Origin of the sequence: Spirillospora sp. NPDC047279, assembly GCF_040643285.1 — a bacterium.
Taxonomy (GTDB): Bacteria; Actinomycetota; Actinomycetes; order Streptosporangiales; family Streptosporangiaceae; genus Spirillospora.
In genome coordinates this window covers 79,480-103,530 of record NZ_JBEYUA010000017.1, presented here as the reverse complement: position 1 = coordinate 103,530, position 24,051 = coordinate 79,480, and the positions used below count along the sequence as shown (strand labels likewise).

General features: G+C 73.9%; 25 protein-coding genes and 1 pseudogene. 13 read left to right on the top strand and 13 right to left on the bottom strand.

The annotated features are described in order from the left end of the window. Nucleotides 1-144: 144 nt before the first annotated feature. From ABZ810_RS36130 to ABZ810_RS36115, 4 genes are all read right to left on the bottom strand, one after another. Nucleotides 145-927 (bottom strand): methylated-DNA--[protein]-cysteine S-methyltransferase, encoded by a 783-nt coding sequence (locus tag ABZ810_RS36130; protein WP_358410971.1) that lies wholly within the window; start codon nt 925-927, stop codon nt 145-147. Then, nucleotides 917-1,510 (bottom strand): sigma-70 family RNA polymerase sigma factor, encoded by a 594-nt coding sequence (locus ABZ810_RS36125; RefSeq protein ID WP_358410970.1) that lies wholly within the window; start codon nt 1,508-1,510, stop codon nt 917-919. The genes ABZ810_RS36130 and ABZ810_RS36125 overlap by 11 nt, the downstream gene beginning before the upstream one ends. A 67-nt stretch (nt 1,511-1,577) precedes the next feature. Then, nucleotides 1,578-2,243 (bottom strand): response regulator transcription factor, encoded by a 666-nt coding sequence (locus ABZ810_RS36120; RefSeq protein WP_358410969.1) that lies wholly within the window; start codon nt 2,241-2,243, stop codon nt 1,578-1,580. A 69-nt stretch (nt 2,244-2,312) separates the two neighbouring features. Continuing rightward, nucleotides 2,313-3,530 (bottom strand): sensor histidine kinase, encoded by a 1,218-nt coding sequence (locus ABZ810_RS36115; RefSeq protein ID WP_358410967.1) that lies wholly within the window; start codon nt 3,528-3,530, stop codon nt 2,313-2,315. Between the two features lie 177 nt (nt 3,531-3,707). Here ABZ810_RS36115 and ABZ810_RS36110 point away from each other — a divergent pair, with 177 nt between their 5' ends. Then, the gene (locus tag ABZ810_RS36110) at nt 3,708-5,414 is read left to right on the top strand and encodes a histidine kinase (RefSeq protein WP_358410964.1); all 1,707 of its coding nucleotides are present in this window, start codon (nt 3,708-3,710) and stop codon (nt 5,412-5,414) included. A 67-nt stretch (nt 5,415-5,481) separates the two neighbouring features. After that, nucleotides 5,482-6,144, top strand: a complete 663-nt coding sequence (locus tag ABZ810_RS36105) for a response regulator transcription factor (RefSeq protein ID WP_358410963.1) — start codon at nt 5,482-5,484, stop codon at nt 6,142-6,144. A 34-nt stretch (nt 6,145-6,178) separates the two neighbouring features. Here ABZ810_RS36105 and ABZ810_RS36100 read toward each other — a convergent pair whose 3' ends face one another. Continuing rightward, nucleotides 6,179-7,003 (bottom strand): ABC transporter permease, encoded by an 825-nt coding sequence (locus ABZ810_RS36100; protein WP_358410962.1) that lies wholly within the window; start codon nt 7,001-7,003, stop codon nt 6,179-6,181. A gap of 3 nt (nt 7,004-7,006) precedes the next feature. Beyond that, on the bottom strand, nt 7,007-8,020 hold the full coding sequence (locus ABZ810_RS36095) for an ABC transporter ATP-binding protein (protein ID WP_358410961.1): 1,014 nt from the start codon (nt 8,018-8,020) through the stop codon (nt 7,007-7,009). Nucleotides 8,021-8,052: 32 nt separating this feature from the next. Between ABZ810_RS36095 and ABZ810_RS36090 the strand changes: the two are divergent. Beyond that, a pseudogene (locus ABZ810_RS36090) lies at nt 8,053-8,400 on the top strand (cupin domain-containing protein); the annotation flags it as partial. 135 nt (nt 8,401-8,535) lie between these two features. Here the strand turns inward: ABZ810_RS36090 and ABZ810_RS36085 are convergent. Both ABZ810_RS36085 and ABZ810_RS36080 read right to left on the bottom strand, forming a co-directional pair. After that, on the bottom strand, nt 8,536-8,703 hold the full coding sequence (locus ABZ810_RS36085; RefSeq protein WP_358411191.1) for a hypothetical protein: 168 nt from the start codon (nt 8,701-8,703) through the stop codon (nt 8,536-8,538). Between the two features lie 72 nt (nt 8,704-8,775). After that, nucleotides 8,776-9,672, bottom strand: a complete 897-nt coding sequence (locus tag ABZ810_RS36080) for a phosphatase PAP2 family protein (RefSeq protein ID WP_358410960.1) — start codon at nt 9,670-9,672, stop codon at nt 8,776-8,778. Between the two features lie 284 nt (nt 9,673-9,956). On the opposite strand from ABZ810_RS36080, the gene ABZ810_RS36075 reads away from it, so the two are divergent. From ABZ810_RS36075 to ABZ810_RS36055, 5 genes are all read left to right on the top strand, one after another. Continuing rightward, nucleotides 9,957-10,448, top strand: coding sequence for a DUF1707 domain-containing protein (locus ABZ810_RS36075; RefSeq protein ID WP_358410958.1), 492 nt, complete (start codon nt 9,957-9,959; stop codon nt 10,446-10,448). 67 nt (nt 10,449-10,515) lie between these two features. Further along, nucleotides 10,516-11,163, top strand: a complete 648-nt coding sequence (locus ABZ810_RS36070; RefSeq protein WP_358410957.1) for an HAD-IB family phosphatase — start codon at nt 10,516-10,518, stop codon at nt 11,161-11,163. A 103-nt stretch (nt 11,164-11,266) separates the two neighbouring features. Further along, complete coding sequence (locus tag ABZ810_RS36065; RefSeq protein WP_358410955.1) at nt 11,267-11,818, top strand: hypothetical protein; 552 nt, start codon at nt 11,267-11,269, stop codon at nt 11,816-11,818. A gap of 52 nt (nt 11,819-11,870) precedes the next feature. Further along, a complete protein-coding gene (locus ABZ810_RS36060; RefSeq protein ID WP_358410954.1) occupies nt 11,871-12,842 on the top strand; it encodes a winged helix-turn-helix domain-containing protein in 972 nt (323 codons plus the stop codon). After that, nucleotides 12,839-13,504, top strand: a complete 666-nt coding sequence (locus ABZ810_RS36055) for a hypothetical protein (RefSeq protein ID WP_358410952.1) — start codon at nt 12,839-12,841, stop codon at nt 13,502-13,504. Before ABZ810_RS36060 ends, ABZ810_RS36055 begins: the two co-directional genes overlap by 4 nt. 372 nt (nt 13,505-13,876) lie before the next feature. Here the strand turns inward: ABZ810_RS36055 and ABZ810_RS36050 are convergent, their stop codons facing one another. Further along, a complete protein-coding gene (locus ABZ810_RS36050) occupies nt 13,877-14,884 on the bottom strand; it encodes a tyrosine-type recombinase/integrase (protein ID WP_358410951.1) in 1,008 nt (335 codons plus the stop codon). Nucleotides 14,885-15,109: 225 nt separating this feature from the next. Between ABZ810_RS36050 and ABZ810_RS36045 the strand changes: the two genes are divergently transcribed. Together ABZ810_RS36045 and ABZ810_RS36040 are read left to right on the top strand one after the other, a co-directional pair. Next, nucleotides 15,110-15,571, top strand: coding sequence for a hypothetical protein (locus ABZ810_RS36045; RefSeq protein WP_358410949.1), 462 nt, complete (start codon nt 15,110-15,112; stop codon nt 15,569-15,571). Between the two features lie 229 nt (nt 15,572-15,800). Continuing rightward, the gene (locus ABZ810_RS36040; RefSeq protein WP_358410947.1) at nt 15,801-17,672 is read left to right on the top strand and encodes a hypothetical protein; all 1,872 of its coding nucleotides are present in this window, start codon (nt 15,801-15,803) and stop codon (nt 17,670-17,672) included. 433 nt (nt 17,673-18,105) lie between these two features. Here ABZ810_RS36040 and ABZ810_RS36035 read toward each other — a convergent pair whose 3' ends face one another. From ABZ810_RS36035 to ABZ810_RS36020, 4 genes are all read right to left on the bottom strand, one after another. After that, complete coding sequence (locus tag ABZ810_RS36035) at nt 18,106-18,531, bottom strand: hypothetical protein (protein WP_358410945.1); 426 nt, start codon at nt 18,529-18,531, stop codon at nt 18,106-18,108. A 288-nt stretch (nt 18,532-18,819) separates the two neighbouring features. After that, nucleotides 18,820-19,311: a GNAT family N-acetyltransferase gene (locus ABZ810_RS36030; protein ID WP_358410944.1), complete on the bottom strand. Its 492-nt coding sequence runs from the start codon at nt 19,309-19,311 to the stop codon at nt 18,820-18,822. Between the two features lie 209 nt (nt 19,312-19,520). Continuing rightward, nucleotides 19,521-19,742: a hypothetical protein gene (locus ABZ810_RS36025; protein WP_358410942.1), complete on the bottom strand. Its 222-nt coding sequence runs from the start codon at nt 19,740-19,742 to the stop codon at nt 19,521-19,523. A 74-nt stretch (nt 19,743-19,816) separates the two neighbouring features. Further along, the gene (locus ABZ810_RS36020; protein WP_358410940.1) at nt 19,817-20,782 is read right to left on the bottom strand and encodes a pyridoxal-phosphate dependent enzyme; all 966 of its coding nucleotides are present in this window, start codon (nt 20,780-20,782) and stop codon (nt 19,817-19,819) included. Between the two features lie 70 nt (nt 20,783-20,852). Between ABZ810_RS36020 and ABZ810_RS36015 the strand changes: the two genes are divergently transcribed. The 3 genes from ABZ810_RS36015 to ABZ810_RS36005 all read left to right on the top strand — a co-directional run bounded on the left by ABZ810_RS36015 (nt 20,853) and on the right by ABZ810_RS36005 (nt 24,044). Further along, nucleotides 20,853-21,344 carry an Lrp/AsnC family transcriptional regulator gene (locus ABZ810_RS36015; RefSeq protein ID WP_358410938.1) on the top strand — a complete coding sequence of 164 codons (492 nt, stop codon included), beginning with the start codon at nt 20,853-20,855 and terminating at the stop codon, nt 21,342-21,344. 51 nt (nt 21,345-21,395) lie between these two features. Continuing rightward, on the top strand, nt 21,396-22,640 hold the full coding sequence (locus ABZ810_RS36010; protein WP_358411187.1) for an MFS transporter: 1,245 nt from the start codon (nt 21,396-21,398) through the stop codon (nt 22,638-22,640). A gap of 159 nt (nt 22,641-22,799) precedes the next feature. Further along, nucleotides 22,800-24,044 carry a cytochrome ubiquinol oxidase subunit I gene (locus tag ABZ810_RS36005; protein WP_358410936.1) on the top strand — a complete coding sequence of 415 codons (1,245 nt, stop codon included), beginning with the start codon at nt 22,800-22,802 and terminating at the stop codon, nt 24,042-24,044. Nucleotides 24,045-24,051: the final 7 nt, after the last annotated feature.

The window sequence follows — 24,051 nt, the reverse complement described above, 5'->3', positions numbered from 1 at the left end:
TTCCCGCCCGAGCCGGACGGCCGCCGCGCCGGCCCGTTCCGCCCGCCCGGTCGTTTGCGCCGGTCGGTTGTGCCGGTCGGGCTGCGGTCGGGCTGTTCGTGGGCCGTTCGGCGGGGTCGTGCTGATCGGGGCGGCGGGGCCGGGTCAGGCGGTGAGGCCGGGGCGGCAGTGGTGGCAGGGCCGGTATCCGGCGGCGCGGGCGGCGTCCAGGGTGCGGAACCCCTGCCGGTGGGCGGGGGTGATGCGGCGGGCGTCGGCGCAGGTGGGGTAGCACACGATGCGCGTGGTGTCGCTGCCCAGGAAGTACACCCCGCCGGCGGCGAGTGCGGCGACCTCGTCGAGGTTGACGTTCTCCTGCCGCAGGAGCCGTTCCTTGGCGCCGGCGCCGAAGATGTACTGGCCGACGGCGCCGTCGGAGCGGGTGACGCGGTGGCAGGGGATCAGCAGCGGCACGGGGTTGCGGCCCAGCGCGGTCCCGACGGCGCGGACGGCCTTGGGGCGTCCGGCCTGCCGGGCGACCCACGCGTACGGGCGGGTCTGGCCGCGCGGGATGGCGGCGGCGGCGCGCAGCACGGCGGCCTCGAAGTCGCTGAGGCCGCGCAGGTCCAGCGGCAGGGCGCCGAGGCGGCCGTCGCGCAGGGCGGGCAGCAGCCCGGCGGGCGGCCGGTCGGCGGGCAGCAGCGGCCGCGCGAACCGCTGGCGGAACGCGGCGGTGAACTCCTCCTTGTCCAGGCCCGCGCGCAGGTAGGCGACGCCGTGGTCGGTGAAGGCGACCCGGACCTGGCCCAACGGTGCGGGCACCTGGACGCGGCGGGCGACGATGCGGTCGAGCAGGGTGCCGGGCGCGTCGGAGGCCAGCGCGGCCAGCTCTCCGGCCAGCGGGTCGTGCAGTGGGTCGTGCAGTGGGTCGGGAACGTCAGAACGCATCGGGTGCCCCCTTGGTGTGCATGGTGCGGAGCCGGGCCAGTCCCCGGGAGATGTGCGACTTGACGGTGCCCTCGGGCATCGCGAGCACGGTGGCGATCTCGGCGACGGGCAGGTCGGCGACGTGCCGCAGGACGACGGCGGCGCGCTGGGCCTCGGGCAGGCCTGCCAGCAGACCGGCCAGTTCCCGGCCGGTCTCGTGCCGTGCGGCGGCGGCTTCGACGCCCTCGGCGGGGTCGGCGGGGTCGGGCGCGGCGTCGAGGGGGCCGGGCGGTGGTTTGCGGGCGGCGCTGCGCAGGCTGTTGCGCCACAGGTTCATCAGGATGGTCAGCAGCCAGGCCCGTGGCCGCAGCTCGCCGATGCGGTCGGTGTCGTAGCCGGTCAGGGCGCGGTAGGCGCGCAGGAACGCCTCGGCGGACAGGTCCTCGGCCTCGGCCCACCGCCCGCACAGCCGCAGCGCGGTGGAGAACACCGCGCCGCGGTAGGCGTCGTACAGGACGGTGAAGCCGTGGTCCAGGTCACCGGTGAGCGCGGTCACGACGTGTGCCGCGACCTCGTCCACTCCGGTTTCGTCCGTGATCGTCACATCCGTTCAACACCGCGGTGCCCGGTCCGGTTGCGGTGGGCGGCGGCGGCGGGGCGGCGTGGCCTGGTCAGCTGAGCCAGCCGGGACGGATCATGCCGCTCTCGTAGGCCAGGACGACCAGCTGCGCGCGGTCGCGGGCGCCGAGTTTGGCCAGGATGCGGGACACGTGGGTCTTGGCGGTGGCGGGGCTGAGCACCAGCCGGCCGGCGATCTCCTCGTTGGACAGCCCGGCGGCGACCAGCTCGAGCACCTCGCGTTCACGGTCGGTGAGGGCGTTGAGCTCGACGGCGGGCGGCGGCGCGGTGATGCGGGAGGCGAACTCGGCGATGAGCCGCCGGGTCACGGTGGGCGCCAGCAGCGCGTCGCCGCGCGCCACGACCCGCACGCCGTGGATCAGTTCGGGCGGCTCGGTGTCCTTGACCAGGAACCCGCTGGCACCGGCCTTGATCGCCCCGTACACGTAGTCGTCGAGGTCGAAGGTGGTGAGGATGACGACCCTGACGGCCTCCAGCCGCGGGTCGGTGACGATGCGGCGGGTGGCCTCCAGCCCGTCCAGGACGGGCATGCGGATGTCCATCAGGACGACGTCGGGCCGCAGCTCGTCGGCCAGCCGCACGGCCTGCTCGCCGTCGCCGGCCTCGGCGACGATCTCGATGTCGTCCTCGCCTTCGAGGATCGACCGGAACCCGGCCCGCACCAGCGTCTGGTCGTCGGCCAGCACCACCCGGATCACGTGCCGGCCCCCGTCCTGGCGTGTGCCCCGGTCGTCAGGTGGTTCGGTGTCATCACGTGGTCGCCTCTGTCATCGTGCACTCTCCTCGATCCGCGCCGCCGGGTCGCGCAGCGGGAGCCGCGCCCATACCCGGAATCCGCCTGCCGGGCCGGGCCCGGCGGTCATCTGCCCGCCGATCGCGGCGGCCCGTTCCCTGATGCCGCGCAGCCCGTTGCCGCCGGTCAGCGCGGCGGGGTCTGCGGGTCCGCCGCCGTCGTCGTCGATCTGCACCGTCACCGCGTCGGCGTCGCGGGTGATCTGGACGGTGGCGGCCGTCGCGCCGGCGTGCCGCACCGCGTTGGTGAGGGCCTCCTGCACGATGCGGTAGCCGGCGAGCCCGACCGGCGCGGGCAGCGGCCCTTGGGGCACCTGGCCGACCAGGGTGACGGGCAGCCCGGCCGCGGTGGTCTGCGCCAGCAGCTCCTCGACGCGTTCCAGCGAGGGGGTGGGCGCCACGGGGCTGGCGGCGTCCTCGTCCTGCTCGTCGACCTGCCGCAGCACGCCGAGGACGCCGCGCAGCTCCCGCAGGGTGTCCTTGCTGGCCTGCTTGATGGCGTCGAGCGCGTCGTAGGCCTTGGCGGGGTCGTCGCGGCGGTGCAGCGCGGCCCCGGCCTGCACGTTGATCAGCGAGATCTGGTGGGCCAGGACGTCGTGCAGCTCGCGGGCGATGCGCAGCCGTTCCTCGGTGGCGCGGCGCCGCGCCTCCTGCTCGCGGGAACGTTCGGCCTCCACGGCGCGGCGTTCGGCGGCGGCGGCGTGGTCGCGGCGGTTGCGCACGTACTGCCCGAGCGCGATCACCAGCAGCAGCCAGAACGTCAGCCCGGCCACCGACCGGGCGCCCATGACCATGTCGGGGTCCTCGTCGCCGGCGGCGCCGTTGATCACGTTGGAGAGCACGAAACCGGCGTTGAGGATCATCGCGGCGGCCAGCGACACGAACAGCCGGCACTCCACGGCCACCGTGTAGAGGGCGATCACGAACACGAACGCGACGGGCCCGTCGGGGAACCCCGAGGGGTAGTAGACGACCGACACCACCATGGTGACCGCCAGCACGATCACCGGGTGGCGGCGCCGCGCGATCAGCGCGAGCGACCCGACCGCGATCAGCGCCGCGCCCCACGGCCACAGCGGCTCGTCGTTCCGCTGGACGTTCATTCCCGCCATGACCAGGTTGACCACCAGCGCGGCCACCGCCAGCGCGACGTCGGCGCGCGGCGGCGTCCACCAGGTCAGGGTGCGGGTCACGGCACCAACCTATGCCAGCGGCGCCCCGCCCCGCCCACCCGGTGATCACCTGCCGACGGCCGGTGATCCGCCGGTGAGCGACCGGGTGGGCGGGCGGGCGCGTCGGCCGCGGGGACGACCCGCGTCCCTGACTTTCGGCAGTATCAGCGCTGATCAGCGGCCGGTAGCGTGGGCGGGGTGACCGAACCCCGCACCCGCCGCACCGTGATCAAGGACGTGGTGCTGTACGCGGTGCTGGCGCTGCCGGTGGTGTACGGGGTGCTGCTGCCGCCGGTGTCCGATCCGGGGGTGTGGTGGCTGGCGCTGGCGGGGGTGGGCGCGCTGGGCGCCGCGGTGGCGCTGACGCGCACCCGGCCGCTGGTGGCGCTGCTGATCGTGCTGGCGCTGGTGCCGTTGCAGGGCAACTTCGCGTTCTCGATCCCGGTGATGTCCTACCTGACCGGCCGCCGCACCGCGCACGCGCGCCCGGTGTTGTGGGCGTTCACCGCGGTGCTGGTGCTGGGGGCGGCGGTCAACATCGCGCGCGGCGTCAATGTGGTCAGCTGGTTCCCGCTCACCCTCTACCTGGTGGTCATCGGGGTGCTGCCGTGGCTGGTGGGCCGCTACTGGCGGCAGTACCAGGAGCTGGTGCACGCCGGGTGGGAGCGCGCGGAACGGCTCGAGCGCGAGCAGCGCATCGTGGCCGAACGCGAGCGGCTGCGCGAGCGCGCCCGCATCGCCCAGGACATGCACGACTCGCTGGGCCACGAGCTGGCGCTGATCGCGGTGCGGGCCGGCGCCCTGCAGGTGGCGCCGGGCCTGGACGAGCGGCACCGGGGCGCGGCGGCCGAGCTGCGCGCCAGCGCCGCCGACGCCACCGAACGCCTCCGCGAGATCATCGGCGTGCTCGGCGACGACGCGGCGCCGGACCGTTCGGCCGCGACGGCTCCGCCGGCCGATGAGAGCATCGCCGACCTGGTCGAACGTGCCCGAACCTCCGGCATCCCGGTCACTCTGGACACCGGCGTCGGCGCGCACGGCGCTCCCGGCGGTGACGGCCGTGACGGCGGTGGCAGGGCTACGCCGCCGGCGCGGTCGATGGGCACGCTGGCGGCGCATCGTGTCGTGCAGGAGGCGCTCACCAACGCCGCCCGGCACGCCCCCGGCGCCCCGGTGACCGTCCGGGTGCGCCATGAGGGCGGCGCCGTCGCGGTCACCGTCACCAATCTGCCGCCGTCGGGCCCGGCGCTGCTGCCGCCCGGCGGCGGGCGGGGCCTGACCGGGCTGGCCGAACGGGTCCGCCTGGCGGGCGGCACCCTGCGCACGGGCGCGACCGGCGACGGTGGTTTCGAGGTGGCCGCGCGGCTTCCGCTCACCCCGGACGCGTCCGCGCCCGCCGCCGCGGCGCCGTCCCAGGCTGCTCCGTCCGGCGCCCGGCCCGCGCCTGAGAACGGTGCTCGGGGCGGCGCTGAGAGCCGCGCTGGGGGCGGGGAGGCGCGGGAGACGGCGCGGCGGCTGGCTCTGGAACGCCGCCAGGTCCGCAGGGGGCTGCTCACCGCGATCGGCGTGCCCGCCGTGCTGGCGGCGGTGCTGGGGGCGGTGATGCTGGGCTACTACGCCTACGCGACCCTCAACTCGGTGCTGGATCCCGGCGACTACCGGTCGTTGCGGGTGGGACAGCCGCGTGCGGAGGTGGAACGGGTGCTGCCGCGCGTCCAGCTGATCCAGTCCGATGCCGAGCGGGCGTCGTTCCCGGCGCCGCCGGCGGGGTCGAGCTGCGAGTTCTACCGTTCCGACGGCAACCTGCTGGGCATCGGTACCGTCTACCGGCTGTGCTTCGCCGGTGACCGGCTGGCGGGCAAGGACGCCACCCTGGTCACCTCCGAGCCGGGCGAGGAGCCATGAGCCGCCGTACCGGAACCTGCCGAGCCGAGACTGTGCCGTACCGCCGCATCGTGAGAGGGGACACCGGGTGATCCGGGTACTGCTGGCCGACGACGAGGCGATGATCCGCGCCGGGGTGAAGGCGATCCTGTCGGCCGATCCGGGCATCGACGTCGTCGCCGAGGCCGCCGACGGGCACCAGGCGATCGAGCTGACGCTGGCGCACCGGCCGGACGTGGCGCTGCTGGACATCCGGATGCCGCGGCTGGACGGCCTGGCGGCGGCGGCCGAGCTGCGCCGCGCGGCCCCGGCCACCGCTGTGATCATGCTAACGACGTTCGGGGAGGACGAGTACATCCACCGTGCGCTGACCGGCGGCGCGGCCGGGTTCCTGCTGAAGTCGGGCGATCCGCGCGAGCTGCAGGCCGGGGTGCACGCGGTCGCCGACGGCGCCGCCTACCTGTCGCCCAGGGTCGCGCACCGTGTCATCACCGAGATGGGCGGCGGGCGGCTGGCCGCCGCGGACGCCGCCCGCAAGCGCACCGGCGGCCTGACCCCGCGTGAACGCGAGGTGCTGGCGCTGGTGGGCGCCGGGTTGTCCAACGCCGAGATCGCGGCGCGGCTGCATGTCGTGGAGGGCACGGTGAAGGCCTACGTCAGCGCGATCCTGACCCGCCTGGACGTCAAGAACCGCGTGCAGGCCGCGATCGTCGCCTACGAGGCGGGCCTCGTCGGCGACGACCGCGGCTGACCCGCCGCCGCCCGCCTCGCACGGGGTGCGGTGGTCAGGCGTCGCGGCGTTTCAGCACGGCGATGGCCGCCACCATCACCGCCGCCGCCCACGCCACCAGGATCAGCAGGCCGACCAGCGCGGGATAGGGGCCGGGCTCGGCGGCCATGAAGTGCCGCCCGGCGCTGCTGGGCAGCGAGTCCGACACGTGCCGCAGCGCCGGGATCGGGCTGTTGGACAGCAACATCGGTATCATCATCAGCAGCAGGAACGCGGCGGTCAGCGCACCCGCGGTGCTGCGCAGCACCGCGCCGATCCCCAGCGAGAACACGCAGATCAGCGCCAGGTACACGCCGACGTTCAGCACGTCGGCGGCGGCGTCGCCGAACGAGAAGCGCCCCCACCGGCCCAGCCCCGGCCCGGCGACCGCGGTGCCCAGCACCGCCAGCACCATCCCGGCCGGCGCGGTCACCGCCGCCACGACCGCGGCCTTGGCTCCCAGCATCCGCCCGCGGACCGGCACCCATTGCAGCGCCGCGCGGATGCCGCCGGTCGCGTACTCGGCGGTGATCACCAGGATGGCGAGGGTGACCGGCACGAACTGCACCAGGTCGATCGCGCCGACGGCGATCCCGCTGACCGACACCACGCCCTGGTCGTCGGTGGTGATCTCGTTGGTGTTGTTGGAGGCGGTCGAGGTCGCCAGGATGAAGCTCATCAGCGTCATCAGCCCGGCCGCCGACGCCAGCCCCCACCACGTCGACCGCAGCGACCACAGTTTGGTCCACTCGGCCGCGGCGGCTCCCGCGAACCCGCCGCCCTCACCTCCGCCTCCGCCGCCGGTGGAACGCCCGTCCCGCACCTCGGTGATCGTCGTCATCCCTCACACCCCCGCCGTGGACGCCGAGGCCGACTCCGCCGTGGCGGACCCCGCCGTGGCCGGCCCACCGGTGGCGTATTCCACGCTCGCGCCGGTCAGCTCCATGTAGGCCTCCTCCAGTGACGCCTCCTGCGGGCTCAGCTCGTACAGCGGCACACCGGCGTGGTGGCAGAGCGTCCCGATCCGTTCGATGGGCACGCCCGTCACCACCAGCGCTCCGCCGACCGCACCGGCCCCACTGGCCGCGTCGGCGGTGCCGTGGGTGCCGGGTGCGGGCGTCACCTGGGGCGGTCCGGGTTCGCCGGCCAGCAGCGCGCGCAGGCGCCCGGGGTCGGGGGTGCGCACCCGTACCGCGTTGCGGGAGCTGGCGGCGATCACCTCGGCGACGGGGGCGTCCACCAGCAGCCGGCCTTTGCCGATGACCACGAGCCGGTCGGCGGTCTGCTGCATCTCGCTCATCAGGTGGCTGGAGACGAACACGGTGCGCCCCTCGGCGGCCAGCGACCGCATGAGCCGCCGCACCCACAACACCCCGTCGGGGTCCAGGCCGTTCACCGGCTCGTCGAACAGCAGCACCCGCGGGTCGCCCAGCAGCGCGCCGGCGATGCCGAGCCGCTGTCCCATGCCCAGCGAGAACGATCCGGCGCGTTTGCGCGCGACCGCCGTCAGCCCGACGGTGTCCAGGACCTGGTCGACGCGCCGCGCCGGGATGCCGTTGCTGCGCGCCATCGCCAGCAGGTGGGCGCGGGCGGTGCGGCCCGGGTGCGCCGCCTTGGCGTCCAGCAGCGCCCCGACCTCCAGCAGCGGCCGCGGCAGCGTCCCGTACGGGCGGCCGCCGATGAGCGCCTGCCCGGCGGTGGGCCGGTCCAGGCCCAGGATCATCCGCATCGTGGTCGATTTGCCGGCGCCGTTGGGCCCCAGGAACCCGGTGACCTTCCCCGGCGCGATGTCCAGGGTCAGGTCGCTGACGGCGACCCTGTCGCCGAACCGTTTGGTGAGTCCCCGCAATGTGATCATCTGGCCTCCCGGCCCCATGGCCGTGGTCGTCGGTGGTCGTCGGTGGTCGTGGTCGTCCTGATGGTCACGACGCTAGGAACCGGGGGAGTGCCGCCACAGTGCTCCAACGCCACCCGCCACCCCTGACTTTCGGCAGGTTCCGGACGGAGACGGGCAGGCGGCGGCAGGGCGTTCCCTCGTTCCCGATCAGCGGCGGCCCCAGGCGCTGGGCCTGCCGCCGCTCGGCGAGGCGCTCGGCCTCAGCCGCCACCCCGAAGGGCGGCTGGTACCGGGAGACCTGGGAGTCCGGCCACCGCGTCCGCCCGCCCGGCTATCCCGCGGCGCGGGCGGCGGCGAGCCTCATCTACCTCCTGCTGCGCCCCGCCGAGGAGTCGCGATGGCACACGGTCCGCTCCGACGAGCTGTGGCTGCACCACCTGGGCGGGCCGCTGGAACTCCTGCGCAGGCTGCGGCTGGCGGACGGCTCGCTCGTACGCGAGAGGCTGATGGCCGTCGACGAGGCCCCGCGGCTACACCTACCGGCTCGAGGAGAGCCCGTTCCCCGTCTCGGCGTGCACCGCGACGCTGCGGATCGCCCCGGTCACGCTGACCGGGACGGCCTTCGTCGAGTGGAGCGCCCGGTTCGAGTGCGAGCCCGGGCAGGCGGCGGAGCTGTCGGCGTTCTTCAGCGAGCGGGTCTTCACCGCCGGGCTGCGCGCGAAGCTGGAAGGCCCGGCGCGGGCGCCCTGACCCCACGCCGCCCCTTCCGGGGCGGTTCAGGTGGGCGGGTGGGTGCCGTTCCACCGCGGCGCGGTCATCACGTCCGGCAGCGTCACATCGGCCGGCTCGGCGTGCTCCCCGGCGTGCGGCGCCGCGGCGTGCCGCCGGGCGTTCTGCCCGCCGTGCTGCGCGGGGTGCGGGGCGGGCTGCGCGGCGACGGAGGGCTGCGCCGGGTCGTACCCGGGGTGGTGCCCGGGGTGCTGGACGGCCTGCCTCGGCGCACGCTGTGCCGCGTGCCGTCCTGAATGCCGTCCACGGCGCCCGGCCGGTGCGTCCGGCCGGTCCAGCAACGCCGACGGCGGGCCCAGCAGCAGCGCGCCCGCCGGCAGCGACCGCACCGGCTCCACCGCCGGTGCCAGCAGCCGGCCGACCAGCAGCGCGACCGGCACCGCCACCGCCACGCCCACCAGGAACCCGGCGGCGACGTCGTGCGGGTAGTGCACGCCCACGAACACCCGGGAGAACGCCATCAGCGCCGCCAGCGGCAGCACCAGCGGGGCCAGCGTGCGCCACGCCACCACCAGCGCCGCCGCCGAGGCCGCCGCGATCGTCGCGTGGTTGCTGGGGAACGACCAGTCGCCCGGCGCCGGGCACGCCGCGATGTTGACCGCGTCCGCCACCGCCCGGCAGGGCCGTTCCTCCCGCAGGAAGGTCTTGGATACCTCGCTGACCAGGTAGGCGGCCACCACCGCGAACGGCGCCGCCAGCGCCACCGCCATGCCGTCGGCCGCGCCGCCGCGGGCCCGCCACCACCCCGCCACCATCAGCGCGGCGAACAGCAGCAGCCCCGCGTCGGTGCCGACCTCGGCGACCGCGTGCACCCAGGACGGCAACCCGTCGGCGAACCCGGTGATCGCGCGGTACCAGTCGGCGCTGAACTCAGGCGCTTGCATGCTCTCCCTCACGCTCGGAACGGCCGATGCAGAGTGAGATCCTCCACCAGACCCCAAAGGTTCACCCAGCGTTCCTTGATTTCTTCCGAAAAGTCAGGCTAGGGGGTGATCAAAGCGGCCGCACCCACCGAACGGCACCCGCCGCCCCCGACTTTCGGCGGCCCGCACGCGGCGCCGAGACGCGTCCTGCGAACGATGTACCCGCGATTCCTCACGCCGGAGGACGATCCGCGCGGCACGGCGCGTGATGCTGGAATCACCGGCTCGAACGGGGGAGGAACCCGATGACCACGCACTTCAGCAAGATCACCGACACCGCCGACGCTGCCGACACCGCCGACACCGCCGCCGACGCGATGCGCGCCGGCGACGCCGACCGCAACGCCGTGATCGAACGCCTCGGCGACGCCCTGGCCGAGGGCGCCCTGGACACCACCGAGTACGACCGGCGGCTCGAGCGGGCCGCCACGGCCGTCACCATGGGCGACCTGGCGCCGCTCACCGGCGACCTGCCCGCCTCCCAGGCCTCCCTCGCCAAGGCCCAGGCCGCCCGCACCGCCGCCGCCGAGCAGGCCGACAAACGCGAATGGGCCGCCGAATGGGGCTACTGGGCCGGCGGCGCGCTCATCATGACCGTCATCTGGACCGTCCAGTGCGTACGCGCGGGAGACCTGGAGTGGTTCTGGCCCGCGGCGCCCGTGGGCATCTGGGCAGCCATCTTGGCCTCCTACGCCCTCTGGCCCGACGCCAAGGACAAGCACAGGACCCGCCACTGAACGCCCGCTCGGCACCGCCGAAAACCGTTCGCGCCACCCGTCCGCCATCAACCAGAATCACCTGATCGTGAGCAACCTGCACATCTTCGACATGGACGGCACGCTGCTGACCGGATCCACCGCCAACCTCGAAGTGGCGCGACGGCTCGGCACCCTCACCGAACTCCACGACCTCGAATCCCGCTTCGCCGCCGGCGACCTCGACACCCGCGCCTTCTCCGCCGCCATCCACGCCCTCTGGGACACCCTCACCCCCGCCGACGTCGCCGCCGCCTACGCCGACGGACCCTGGCTGGAGGGCATCGCCGACGTCGCCGCCGACATCCGCCACCGCGGCGAACGCTCCGCCGTCATCACCATGTCGCCCGACTTCTTCGCCCACCACCTGCTCGACGTGGGCTTCGACGACGTCATCGCCTCACGGTTCCCGCCGCTGCCGTTCACCGCGCCCCTGGACCCCGCCGGCGTCCTCACCCCCGCCGACAAGGTCCGCATCGCCGACGACCTGCGCACCCGCCACGGCCTCACCCTCGACCAGTGCGTCGCCTACGGCGACTCCATGTCCGACGCCCCGCTCTTCCGCCACCTCACCCGCACCGTCGCCGTCAACGCCGACCACCACCTCGCGGGCATCGCCGCCGCCGACTACCGCGGCGGCGACCTCACCCAGGCCTACCGCCTCGGCCGCGGCCTCCTCGACACCCCCGCCACCTGACCGGCCACCGCAACGGGCGTCCTCGCACCGGTCTCGCACCGGCCTCGCACCAAACCGCGCAACAACCATCGCGGCACGCACCCGCCCGCCTACCGTGGGTCACATGACCCGGCCACCACAGCCGCCCACACCGCGCACCACACCGCGCACCACACCGCGCACCAGGCCGCGCACCACACCGCGGGCCCACCCCACGGCCGCCCTCACCCTGCTCACCGTCACCGCCGCGACCGCCGTCTGGGCCGTCGTCCAGGTCGCCCACCACACCCACCGCGACGGCCACGGCGACCTCGCACCCGCCGCCACCCACGGCACCACCGCCACCAGCGGCCCCCGCACCGCACCGCCACCGCCGCCCGCCGCCACCATCACCCGGCGCGCACCCGCCTCCACCAGCGCCACCGGACGCCACGACGCCACCCGCCCCCAGCCCACCCGCAGCCTGCACCCCACACCCCAGCCCCCACCACGCACCCCCACCGCACCGGCCACGGTCGCCCCGCCCCGCCGCCCGCCCAAGAAACCCACCAGCCGCCCCGCCGCCCCACCCCCGCAGCCACCCGCCTGGATCCGCGCCGAATGCGCCCGCCGCTTCCCCCCAGGCCCCCGCCGCACCGCCTGCGCCACCTACCTCCAGCAGACACTCGGACGCTGACCGGCGATCAACGCCGACCACGGGCGATATCGTTCCCCCCAGGGGGCGACACATGGGCTGGTGGCAGATCAACGCCGACACCCTCGCACGCGGCCGCTTCACCGTCTCGCCCCTCGCCGAGACCACCGCCGCCCTCAAGACCCTGCACCGCGCCACCGCCACCCACCCCGGCGAACGCGCCTGGCTCGACGCCCACCTGCCCGCGTACCGCCGCCACCTCGCCGCCGACCCCGTCACCGCCCAGCTCATCCACGCCGCCCTCGGCCCCCGCTGGAACGCCACCTTCCTCACCCCCACCCCCTCCGGCGACGACGCCACGTTCCCCGCCGAACTCACCCGCGTCCGCACCACACCCCCCGCCACCGCACGCACCGACCTGCTGGAATCACTCGGCCGCCCCCTCCCCGCCACCCTGCACCGCGACGACCTGCCCCACCGCGCCGCCGACCTGCTCACCTGGGCCTGGACCCACACCGTCCACCCCACCTGGCCACGCCGCCGCCGCATCATCGAAGCCGACATCGTCGCCCGCACCACCCACCTCGGCGACGGCGGCTGGGCCACCGCCCTGCACGACATGCGCCCCGGCATGCGCTGGCTCGGCGACGACCGCCTCCAGATCACCACCCACGACCACCCACCCCGCCACCTCACCCACGCCCACCTGCTCTTCGTCCCCGTCACCCACCACCAGACCTGGCTCACCTGGGACGACGCCCATCAGCGCTCCGCCGTCATCTACCCCTGCACCGCCACCCTCACCGAACCCGGCAGCCCACCCGCCCCCCACACCCTGCACGCCCTCCTCGGCCCCGCCCGCGCCACCGTCCTGCTCCTCCTGGACACCCCCAAGACCACCACCCAGCTCGTCGCCCTCACCGGACAAGGCCTCGGCTCCATCGGCCGCCACCTCAAAATCCTCCGCAACGCCCACCTCATCCAGCGCCGCCGCACCGGACGCTCCGTCCTCTACCACCGCACCCCCACCGGCGACGCCCTCGTCCACGCCCAGGAGAACCCATGAGGGCCACCACCCCACCCGCGGCCACCACCCGCCACCTGCCCTGGCTGGCGGCCATGGCCGTCGCCTACGCCCTCACCCACCACATCGGCTTCGGCCTGGCCTGGCTCGGCAACGCCGGGGAGACCCGCTGGGCCGACTGGGCCGACCTGATCACCCCCTACGCCGTCCTGCTCCCCGCCGCCGCGGCCCTGCACGCCGCGACCGCCACCACCCGCGTCTGGCTCCTCTACCTCACCGGCGCCATCACCTACGTCGAAGGCCACGGCATCCACCTGGCCGCCAACTCCGTCAGCAACCGCGACCCCAGCGACCTGGTCCACCTCTGGGACGAGGTCATGGGCCACTACCTCTGGTACGGCGGCCTCGCCCTCGTCCTGGCCGCCCTCGCCGCCACCCTCGCCCACCGCCCGCCCGCCCCCGGCCTCCTGCCCGTCCTCCTCGCCCTCCTCACCGGCGTCACCTTCACCACCAACGCCCTGGAAGGCGGCACCGCCCTGGCGGCCATCGCCGTCAGCGCCGCCTTCACCGCCTGGGGCTGGACCACCCGCCACCACCTGGGCCGCCTCCTCCTCCAGTCCTTCGCCCCCGCCCTGATCCTCCTCACCGCCTACGGCGTCCTCCACCGAGGCTTCCCCCAACCCTCCGACATCGGCTGGGTCTAACCCCCCACCCGGGCCCGCCCCCGGACACGGCAAGCACGCCCCCGTCCATGAAGACCACACCACCCGAACGCGGCCGGAACACCAGAACCACCGGGCGACGGGCCATCACCCACCCAGGCACCAAAGCCCAGCCGCCGGGGGATCGGCCCTCAGGGCACCCAGGCGGGTCGCCCGCACGGCGCCGTCACCTCTCGCAGCCCGCCGGCCGGGCCCCGCCGCAGTCCGTTCCGTCGGGCAGCGCAAGCCCGAGAGTGCAGGCCCTGTGACCACGCGCTCGTTCCGGATGGTGAAGCCGATCAGGTCAGCGGGCGGGGCCGCGGCACCCCGGGCGGCTCACCGCCGAGGCTCACCGGCGCTCGCCGCGCCCGGCGTTCAGGTGTCTTCGCGGCCCAGGAGCGGGTGTACGCGCATCGCGGCCTCCAGCTCGCCGGGCAGCTCGTCGCGGTAGCGGCCCAGGGTCGACAGGTCGGCGTGGCCGAGGACCCGCCGGACCGCGTCCATGTCGGTCGCCGCCGCCAGCAGGTGGGTCGCCGTCGTGTGCCGCAGCCCGTGCGGCGTCACACCGCGCCGGTGCTCCGGCTCCACCCGCGCCAGCACCCGGTCGATCACCGCCTGCACGTCACCGCGCGCCAGCCGCCGGCCCCGCCACGACAGCAGCAGCGCCTTGGGCTCCAGGCCGCGGTCCAGCACGGGCCGCCCCTCGGCCAGGTAGGCGTCCAGGACCACCGCCACCGGCCGGGGGAGAGGCACGTCGCGCGTCCGGCCGCCCTTGCCGAAGATCCGCCAGTAACGGGTGGCGTCGTTGACGAAGAAGTCCTCGGCGTTGGCGCCCGTCAGCTCCGACACCCGCGGACCCACCGCCGCCAGGAGCAGCACCACCAGCGCGTCGCGCAGCTCGGTCCGCTGGTCGGGCCGGCGCCGCCGCCCCGGAGCGTCCGTCCCCTCGGGCGCGGCGCCCAGGTCACGGGCGGCGCCCACCAGGCCCGCCGCCTGCTCGGCCGTCAGCGCACGCCGTTCGGCGCGCAGGCCGCCGCGCTGCTTGGGCCGGACGGTCGCGGCGGGCATCGGGTTGAGCTGCACCCACCCCGACAGCGCCGCATGCTGGAAGAACGCCGACACCGACCGGCGGAAGCGCGCCTGTGACGCCCCGCTCTGCGAGGGGCCGGCGGACGCCGGCGGCGGGGGAGAGGCGTCACCGGGGGGACGGCGGCCGTCGGGCTTGCGCGCGAACCTCAGCAGCACCTCGTCGACGTCGGCGCCGTCCAGGTCGTCCAGCACGCGGTCGGGCCCGGCGAGCTCGGCGAAGGTGAGGACGTCGCGCGCGTACACCTCGGCGCTGCCGGGCGCCAGCGCACCCGTGGACGCCTTCGCGCGGACCATTTCGGCATATCGGTCGACGGTCTCGGCAACGCTGAGACGCTGAACATCGGCAGGACGCACCTGCCGGACGTTACCGCCGGCGTACGACAGAATCGATCACCATCAAGAATCAGACAATCAGTATCAAACCCGACAGAAGCGGGATTCTGTCGGGTTTGTGGAATCGATCGCCGGGCGAGGCACTGTCACACCCCTGCGGCACAATGACCACCGGGAGGTCGGCACGTGCTGGACGAGGGACTGTTCGAGCAGGTCGGCGAGGTCGTCAGGGGATCGGCACCCCGTGATCTCGGCGAGCTGAGGCTCATGGTGCGCCGCACCGGCGTCAAGGCCTGGTTCGGCGACGCCGCGCCGCAGCGCGAGCACTACGAGGCGCAGGTCATCGCCGCCGACATCGCCGTGCAGGCCCGCGAGCACGCCGTCGAGATCGGCTTCCACGCCGAGCACCCCAAGGCCGCCGACAACGACGCCGCGCTCGGGCGGCTCACCGCCGCCGAGGCCCGCTGGCGCCCGGCCCTGGGCGAGGACGCGACCGCCGGGCCGTTCATCGGCCCCGCCGCGTGGCGGCGCGTCTCGGAGCTGTGGCTCGATCCCGAGCTGTCCGACCGGGATCTCGCGTTCGAGATCGGCGTGCGGCTCGTGGACTACATGGCGGCGCTCGAGCCGTTCCGCCGTTCACCCGCTTGACCGCACTATGCGGCATTTCAACACATAATTGCGATGAGTTCATTGCGTCATTGATCGGGGCAATTGAAATACCAATTCTCTAATTGCGGAGGCGCCGATTTGCTGGATAAGGTAGGCATCGGGGCTCGGGAATGAACGACTCACCACCTGAGGGGCCTCCATGTCGGACAATGCAGGCAAATCAAAGGTTCGCGCCGTCCTCAACAAGCATTACCGCGACCTTGTCCGAATGGCGTATCTCGTCCTCCCCGAAGACCGGGGGAGGCAGGAACGCCTCATCCAGGCCCACTGGATCGTCAACCAGAGCCTGCCGCGCCGCGCCCGCGACGAACCCGCCGACGAGGTGTACCGGCGCCTGCGCCAGCAGGTCCTGCGCCGCGCACTGCACCCCCCGCGCCGCACCCGCGCCCGTCTCGGCCCGTGGCTGCGCCTGCAGCCCGCCGTCACCAGCACCGACGAGGACCAGGCGCTCGCCGAGGAGATCGCCCGGCTCGAGCCGCACGAACGCACCGCCTACGTCCTGCTGCGCGTGGAATCGATGACCGAGGACGACGCCCGCGACCTGCTGGCCCGGCTCGAGGTCGCCGACCCGCAGGCCGCATTGCGCGCCGCGGCCGCCGTCGACGAACGCGTCGCCCCGGGCGACCAGGCCACCTTGCTGGCCCGGCCGCCAATGGACCCGACCATCACGCGGCTGTACGGGCGGCGCGCCCGGCCCGCGATGTCGCGGCCCATCCTGGCCGTGGGCGGCGCGCTCCTGGCCGCCGCGCTGGTCGCCGGGGTCTCGTTCGCCACCGGCCATCCGTGGGCCGGCGCCCGCGACCACATCCACGGCGGCGCCCACGACGGCGCTCACGGCGGCCGCCACGGCGCCGGTGGCGCCGACCGGGTGACGACGGTCGGCGCCGAGGTGTGGAAACGCACCACGCGCCTGGATCTGGACACCTGGCCCACCCGCGGTGACCTCGCCGGCGACGGCGGCTTCGTCAAGGAGGCCCTGCGCGCCTGGAGCCGTCCCTCCGGCGCGGCCACGTTCGACCAGGCCGCCGGTGGCCCGCCCGACTCGGCGCCGCATCTGCTGTACGCGGGCACGGTCGGCGCCGACCGGGTGGCGCTGCTGCACGACTCGGCGCGCGTCGCCCGCTACACCACCGGCGGTTCGGGGACGCGCCTGGAGATCTATCCGGAGGGGCGGTTGCTGCCCGGTGGCGCCAGCCCGCTCAAGCTGGCGCCGGGACGGCTGCTGCTGCCGCCGTGGGTGACCGGCGTCAAGGCCGCCGCGCTGGACGGGGGCGACGCCGACTGGGCGCAGGTTCCGGTGCGCGGCGGGGTCACCGAGGCGCTGCCGCGTCCGCACAAGCCGGGCGGCTGCTGGCGGGGGCCGGTGCTGGAGTTGCAGCAGCCGTCGATCGCGCACGGCCGCCCGTACACGCTGGCCGATCTGGGCGGGCTGCAGGCGGCCAACATCATGTATCAGCCGCCGCCGCCGGCGCCGGTGCGGCGGCTGGGGCCGCATCAGATCGACGGGGCGCCGGAGGCGATCCCGTTCGGGTTCGAGCTGTGGGGGCGGCTGGCGTGCTCGGGTGCCGGTCCGGGCGTGGTCGCCGACCGTGGCGGCAGCGTGGAGTCGGCGATGGCGTGGGAGTTCTGGGCGGGTGATCTGCCCGATGGTGGTGGGCGCGGCCATTGGGTGTGTACGCGGTACACGCTGGGGAGCGGTCGCAGCGCCACCTATGCGTTGTTGCTGGACGGGCGGGGCGCGACGCTGACGGGGCGCCGTTCCGATACCTGGGACTGCAGCCGCCTGCAGCGTGACGTGGCCAGTGGTACGTGGTGGAGGTCGCCCAAGGGCCGGTGGTTCTACCTGGCCGCGGCGAGCCGGCGGGTGGTGGCGTTGAGCGCGGACGGCCCGTTCTCGCGTCCGGCGGTCAAGAAGGGTTTCTTGATCGCTGAGGGTCCGCGTTCGGGTGCGGCGCCGAGCGGCAAGATCACGGTGTCGGCGGTGAACTACGACCAGAAGCCGATGCCGGTGTACCAGGCCGAGCACGGCAATCCCCACAGCCCCGGCGCGCCCATCCGGGCCCAGCGCCAGATCCCGTAGGCCGCGAGGGAGGGTTCCCGGGAAAGTCGGTGCTCCAGAGGCGCTCCGAGCCCCTCTCCTGGGCGGCTCTCCCCCTTGGTCGATAATGTACATTATGTTAAGTAAGCCGGATGAACCCCCTTCCGGCTCCCACCTGGGCTCGAGCCGCGTTTCAGGCAAACTCGCCCACCGAGCACCCCGCACCCGACACCGCGAACGTCACTCCGCGAACCCCTCCATCGCCCCCGGGCGCTTCACTCAACCCCCCTCTCGACGATCTTGACTCGCGGAAGCAGAAAGAGAGCATCATATGACTCTCCGTGATCAGTGCGCCGGTCGCGCTCCGACGCTCCTCTCCCCCGGCACATGCCCCACTAGGGTGTGCGGTCCCGGGTTCGCGCCGGGCATTCGTCAGTTGTACGGCGCTGTGCCGGGAAGGGGTGAGGGGGTTCGGTCACTGGCGGCCGAGGGCGCGGGTGACGCCGGCGGCGACGGTGGTGGCCAGCACCCATCCCAGGACCGTCGGCGCGAACGCCAGCCTCTGGTACCAGTCCTCGGGGTTGAACGCCTTCTCCTGCCCGAGGTCGATGATCGGCAGGAGCACGTCCAGGGTGTGGATGACCGGGTTGAACTGCGGTGCCTCCCCTGGTTTCAGCGGCGGCGGGTGGTGGGCGGCGAACAGCGCGGCGCCGGCGGTCATCAATGCGATCAGCCAGGCGGCGGCGCGCCATGGCCGGAACCCGTACCCGACGGTGATGTCCTGCAGGTATCCCCACGGGCGGGTCCACCGGGGCAGGGTGGCGCGGTGGTGGCGATGCTTGGCCAGCTGGACGGTGCGTGCGGCGGTGTCGTCACCGGCGGCGCGGTAGGAGGCGGCCATTGGTGCACGGCGGCGAGCGCCTCTCCCCTGCTCGCATGGTCCGGTAACGCCTCTGACCCGTCACGGCAGAAATGGCGCCATCACCCCGGCCAACCATGGGGGCAACGGCAGTGAGAAGTGCGGGGACTTCACGGTCGGTAGTGGTGTCCTGGACATCATGGCCAGGGAGTACATCTCCGAGAAGGGGCCATTCTCAAGAGCGGCTCGACGGTCATGCTGGTCGACCGCAACTCCTGAGGGCGGCGATGGCCGGGGCCGGTGGTGATCGTCACCGGCCCCGGCCGGTGGTCAGGTCCTGATGAAGCGGTAGCGGGCCGTCTGGTCTTCGGTGGTCCAGTGGTGGAATCCGCACTTGTCCAGGACACGCGCCGAGGCCGGGTTGGTGAGGTCGACTCCGGCGGTGACGGTGTGGACGCCTGGTGCGGTGAGGGCGTGTTCGGTCATGGCCCGGGTGGCTTCGGTGGCGTAGCCGCGGCCGCGGCGGGAGGCGACGATGCCGTAGCCGATTTCCAGGACGCCGCCGGCGGGGGGCCAGAACAGGCCGATGGCGCCGATGACCTGGCCGCTCCCCCGTTCGATGATGAGGCGCTGGCCGTATTCGCCGAGGGTGGTGCCGGGGTGCTCGGTGATGAATCCGGCGATGAGGTGGTCGCCTTCGGAGGGGAAGTCGTCGGCCCACTGGGGTGCGCGGGCGCCGCGTGTGACGGTGGTGGCTTCGTCGGCGGTCCAGGTGCGCAGGATGAGGCGTGGGGTGGTCAGTCGGGTGGTGTTGGTGGACACGTGGGGTCTCTCTTGGTCGGTCGGTTGAGGGCGTGCTGAAGAGGGCTGCGGGCAGCCATATTCATCAGCCTCCTGAACCGTCCGGAGAGCGTGTCTCTCCCGGAGCGGGACGTTAGCGGGGGTGCCGGCGCGGGGGCAAAGGGTTTTCGCGTGCCTGTCCCCCGGCGCGGTTCGCCTGGCCGGTCGCCGGGCGGGCGCGCGGCGTTGGTTCAGGGTCGGCGGCCGTGGAAGGTGCGGCGCAGGTCGCTGACCCAGGCGTCGGGGTTCTCCCAGGGGATGAAGTGGCCGCCGTGGTCGTGGGCGTTGACGTTGATGTGGTTGAACCAGCCGGCCTGCGGGCCGGTCTTGAACGCGCGGACGCGGTCGTCGGCGGTGTGGATGCCGAGCGGGTGCTCGTAGGTGACGAAGGTGAGGCCGACGGGGGCCTGCACGACCGGGGTGCGGTCGTGGACGGGCGTCCCGGTCTGCCGGCGTACCTGCCTGCATGACGGGCCGGGGGTGCGGGTCAGGGGGTGCGGTAGTGGGCGGGGTCGGCGTTGGCGCCGGTGAGGACGGCGGCGATGGTGTCTCCGGGGACGTCGTGGGCGGTGATGGCGGCGATCGCGGCGGCGCCGGCGGGTTCGAGCAGGATGCCGAGGGTGTCGGCGGTGAGGCGCATGGCGTCCAGGAGGGCGTCGTCGTCGATGAGGAGCATGTCGTCGACCAGGGCGCGGGTGCGGGTGACGGCCTCGGGTTCGGGCCGGCGGATGGAGATGCCGGCGGCGATGGTGGGCCGCTGCTGGACGGTGTGGGGCCGGCCGGTGCGCCAGGAGCGTTCGAGGGCGGGCGCGGCGGCGGAGGTGACGCCGATGACGCGGACGCGCGGGGCGTGGGCTTTGATCCAGGCGGCGATGCCGGTGATGAGGGCGCCGTCGCCGACGGGCACCAGGAGGGTGTCGAAGGGGGTGGCGGAGTCCAGGAGCTCGGCGCCGATGGTGCCGGCGCCCTCGGAGATGGCGGCGTCGCGGCCGTCGACGGCGAAGTGGCGGTCGGGCGCGGCGGCGGCGTGGTCGGCGGCGTGCTGCTTGTGGGGGCCGTCGACGCGGTGGACGCGGGCCCCGAACGCGGCCATGCGGCGGGTCTTGAGCTCGGAGGTCCCGGCCGGGACGAACACCTCGGCGTGCAGGCCGTGGCGGCGCGCGGCGTAGGCGATGGCCTGGCCGAAGTTGCCGCCGCCCGAGCCGCAGACGACGGTGTGCCCGGCGGGCAGGCCGCCGACGTACAGGTCGGCGCCGCGGCCCTTGAAGCTGCGCAGCGGGTTCAGCGTCTCGATCTTGGTGAGGACGCGGCGGCCCAGGCGCCCGCAGAGGTGGTCGTCGACGTACTGGGGGCTGTTGAGGAAGACGGGGTCGATGGTGGTGCGGGCGGCGGCGATGCGGTCCAGGTCAAGGCCGTGCGGCGGCTGCCCGGGCAGGTCACGGGTGGTGGTCATGGGGTGAACGGTAGGGCGGGCGGCGGAGGAGGCGTTTGTAGATTTTCCCGCGCTGACGCAAGATTCTTGCGTGACCGTTTCGCCGTACGTCCTGGATGAGATCGATCGCCTGCTGCTGGGGCTGGTGCAGGTGGACGCGTCGCGTCCGCTGCACGAGCTGGGCGAAGCGGTGGGCCTGTCCCCCAGCGCGGTGCAGCGGCGGCTGGTGCGGCTGCGCGCGGCGGGGGTGATCCGGGCGCAGGTGGCGGTGGTGGAGCCGCGTGCGGTGGGCGCGTCGTTCACCGCGGTGGCGCTGGTGGCGCTGGCCGACGACGACGCGGCGCATCACGCGCGGTTCCGGGAGCGGATGCTGGCCGAGGCGTCGGTGCAGCAGTGCTTCAGCATCGTGGGCCAGTGGGACTACGTGGTGGTGCTGGTGACGGCGGATCTGGCGGCGTACCGGCGGGTGTCGCGGCGGTTGTTCGTCGGGGACGCCACGGCGGTGCGCCGCTATGAGACGTTGCCCGCCTACGAGACGGTCAAGTCGGGTTTGTCGGTGCCGCTGGAGGGGGCGGCGGGGTAGGCTGCGTCCATGACCTGGCGACATTGATCTTCAACGAGGCCTGAGTCCGGGCTGGCACGCCGGCTGTACGCCTGCGCGTTCCTCGAGGACTTCATCGTTCTGTACCCGGTGTACGCGCTGCTGTTCGCCGACACCGGGCTGTCCCCCGCGGCGATCTCGTCGCTGTTCGTCATCTGGTCGGTCGCGGGGTTCGTCTTCGAGCTGCCCTCGGGGCTGTGGGCCGACGTGTTCTCGCGCCGCCGGCTGCTGGCGGCCTCTCCCCTGCTGACTGGCGCGGGCTTCGCGCTGTGGACGTTCCTGCCGTCGTATCCGTCGTTCGCCGCGGGTTTCGTGCTGTGGGGCGTGGCGACGGCGCTGCGGTCGGGGACCTTGCAGGCGCTGGTGTACGAGGAGCTGGCGCGGGTGGGCGCCGCGGGCTCGTACGCGCGGCTGATGGGGCGGTCGCAGGCACTGGGCACCACGGCGATCATGCTGGCGAACGGGGTGGCGGCGCCGGTGCTGGCGGCGGGCGGCTACCGGGCCGCCGGGGTGGTGAGCGTGCTGGCGTGCGTGGCGTGCTCGGCGCTGGCGCTGACGCTCCCCGAGTCGCGCACCGCGAGCACCGCGCCGGACGCCCCTGACAGAGCGGGCCCTGACAGAGCGGGCCCTGACGGTGAGCGGCCGGAGGATGCGGGGCCGGAGGATGCGGAGGAGGACGAGGGGCCGTTCCTGGAGGTGCTGCGCGACGGCTGGGGCCAGGTGCGGCGGGTTCCGCGGGTGCGGGGCGCGCTGGTGCTGGCGGCGGCGGTGATGGGGTTCGCCGCGATGGACGAGTACCTGCCGGTCCTGGGTGAGGCGATGGTGGCGGGCGCGGCGCTGGTGCCGCTGCTGATGCTGGTGGTGGGCGTGGGTGAGACGGCGGGCGGCTGGCTGGCGGGCCGGGGCGTGCGGTGGCTGGCGCCGGCGCTGGTGGGCGCCGCGGTGTGCATGGCCCTCGGCGCGGCCGGCGGCCGGGTGGAGGGGATCGTGCTGGTGGCGGTGGCGTTCGGGGTGATCGAGTGGGCGCGGGTGGCGGTGGAGGCGCGGCTGCAGGAACAGATCTCCGACCGGTCGCGGGCGACGGTGATGTCGATGGCCGGGTTCGGCGCCGAGGTCGCCGCCGTGCTGGTGTTCGCCGGGTACGCGCTGGGGTCGGTGTGGGCGGGGCCGCAGGTGCTGTTCGCGGTCGCGGCGCTGCCGTTCCTGGCGATGGGCGTCGCGTTGTGGCTCCCGCGCCGTCGGCGGCCTCCCGCTTCCGGTCCCCGGGACGGGGTGTAGGCGGGGGCGGCGCCCGTACATCCTGCGATGTAGCCGCGCGGCGCGGCGGTGCGCGAAAGGCGCAGGACGGGTGCACGCTCGCGCCTGATTCGGCGGGCACGCGGCTCAACCCATGATCGGGGTCGTAACGGAACGAACCTGATCAGGGGGCGTGAGCTCATGGATGCGCTGATGCTCGCCCGGGTCCAGTTCGCGCTGACGGCGGGGTCGCACTTCCTGTTCGTCGCGCTGACGCTGGGCCTGGCGACGCTGGTGGCGGTGACGCAGACCCGGGCGACGGTGTCGGGCAGCGTGGTGCACGCGCGGATGACCCGGTTCTGGGGCCAGCTGTACGTCATCAACTACGCGGTGGGGATCGTCACCGGGCTGGTGATGGAGTTCCAGTTCGGGCTGAACTGGGGCGGCATGTCGACGATGGTCGGCGGCGTGTTCGGGGCGCCGCTGGCGATGGAGACGATCATCGCGTTCTTCGTCGAGTCGACGTTCCTCGGCCTGTGGATCTTCGGTTGGGACCGGCTGAACCGGTGGGCGCACCTGGCGCTGATCTGGGTGGTGACGCTGACGGCCTACTTCTCGGCGTACTTCATCCTGGTCGCGAACGGATGGCTGCAGCGGCCGGTCGGCTACGAGATGGCCGGCGGCACCGCGCGGCTGACCGATCTGGGCGCGCTGATGACCAATCCCCCGGCGGTGCTGGCGTTCTTCCACGTCCTGTTCGGCGGGCTGCTGACCGCCGGGTTCTTCATGGCCGGGGTGAGCGCCTACCACCTGCTGCGCCGCACCGCCGACGTGGAGTTCTTCCGCCGGTCGATGCGGATCGGCCTGCTGACGGTGATCCTGTCGGTGGGGCCGGTCGTCACGTTCGGCGGGATGCAGTACCAGGACCTGCAGCCGACCAAGAGCGGGAGCGCCGAACGCGTCGCGGCGCAGGTCGCCGAGTTCACCGCACGGTTCGGGCCGGGCGACTACACCCCGCCCGCGCTCAGCGAGGCAGGCATGATCACGATGGTGATGATGTGGCTGCTGATGGGCAACATCGCGCTGATCGCGCTGGTGAAGCTGCCGTTCGGCACCTGGCTGGTACGCGGCCGCGTCTTCCACGTCCTGATGATCGCCTCGGTGCCGCTCCCCTACATCGCGATGCTCTCCGGCTGGGTGTTCCGCGAGGTGGGACGGCAGCCCTGGATGGTGTACGGGGTCCTGAAGACCGAGGACGCGCTGTCGGACGTGGGCCCAGGGCTGATGACGGCGTCGTTCACCGCGTTCACCTCCCTGTTCGCGGTGCTGATCGCGGTGAACGTGTGGCTGCTGGCCCGCTACGCCCGCCGCGGCCCGCAGGCGGCGCGGCTGGGCGCCGCCCCGGCGCCCGAGCCCGCGGCGCCCGCGCTCACCGCGACCTTCTGACCCGCGG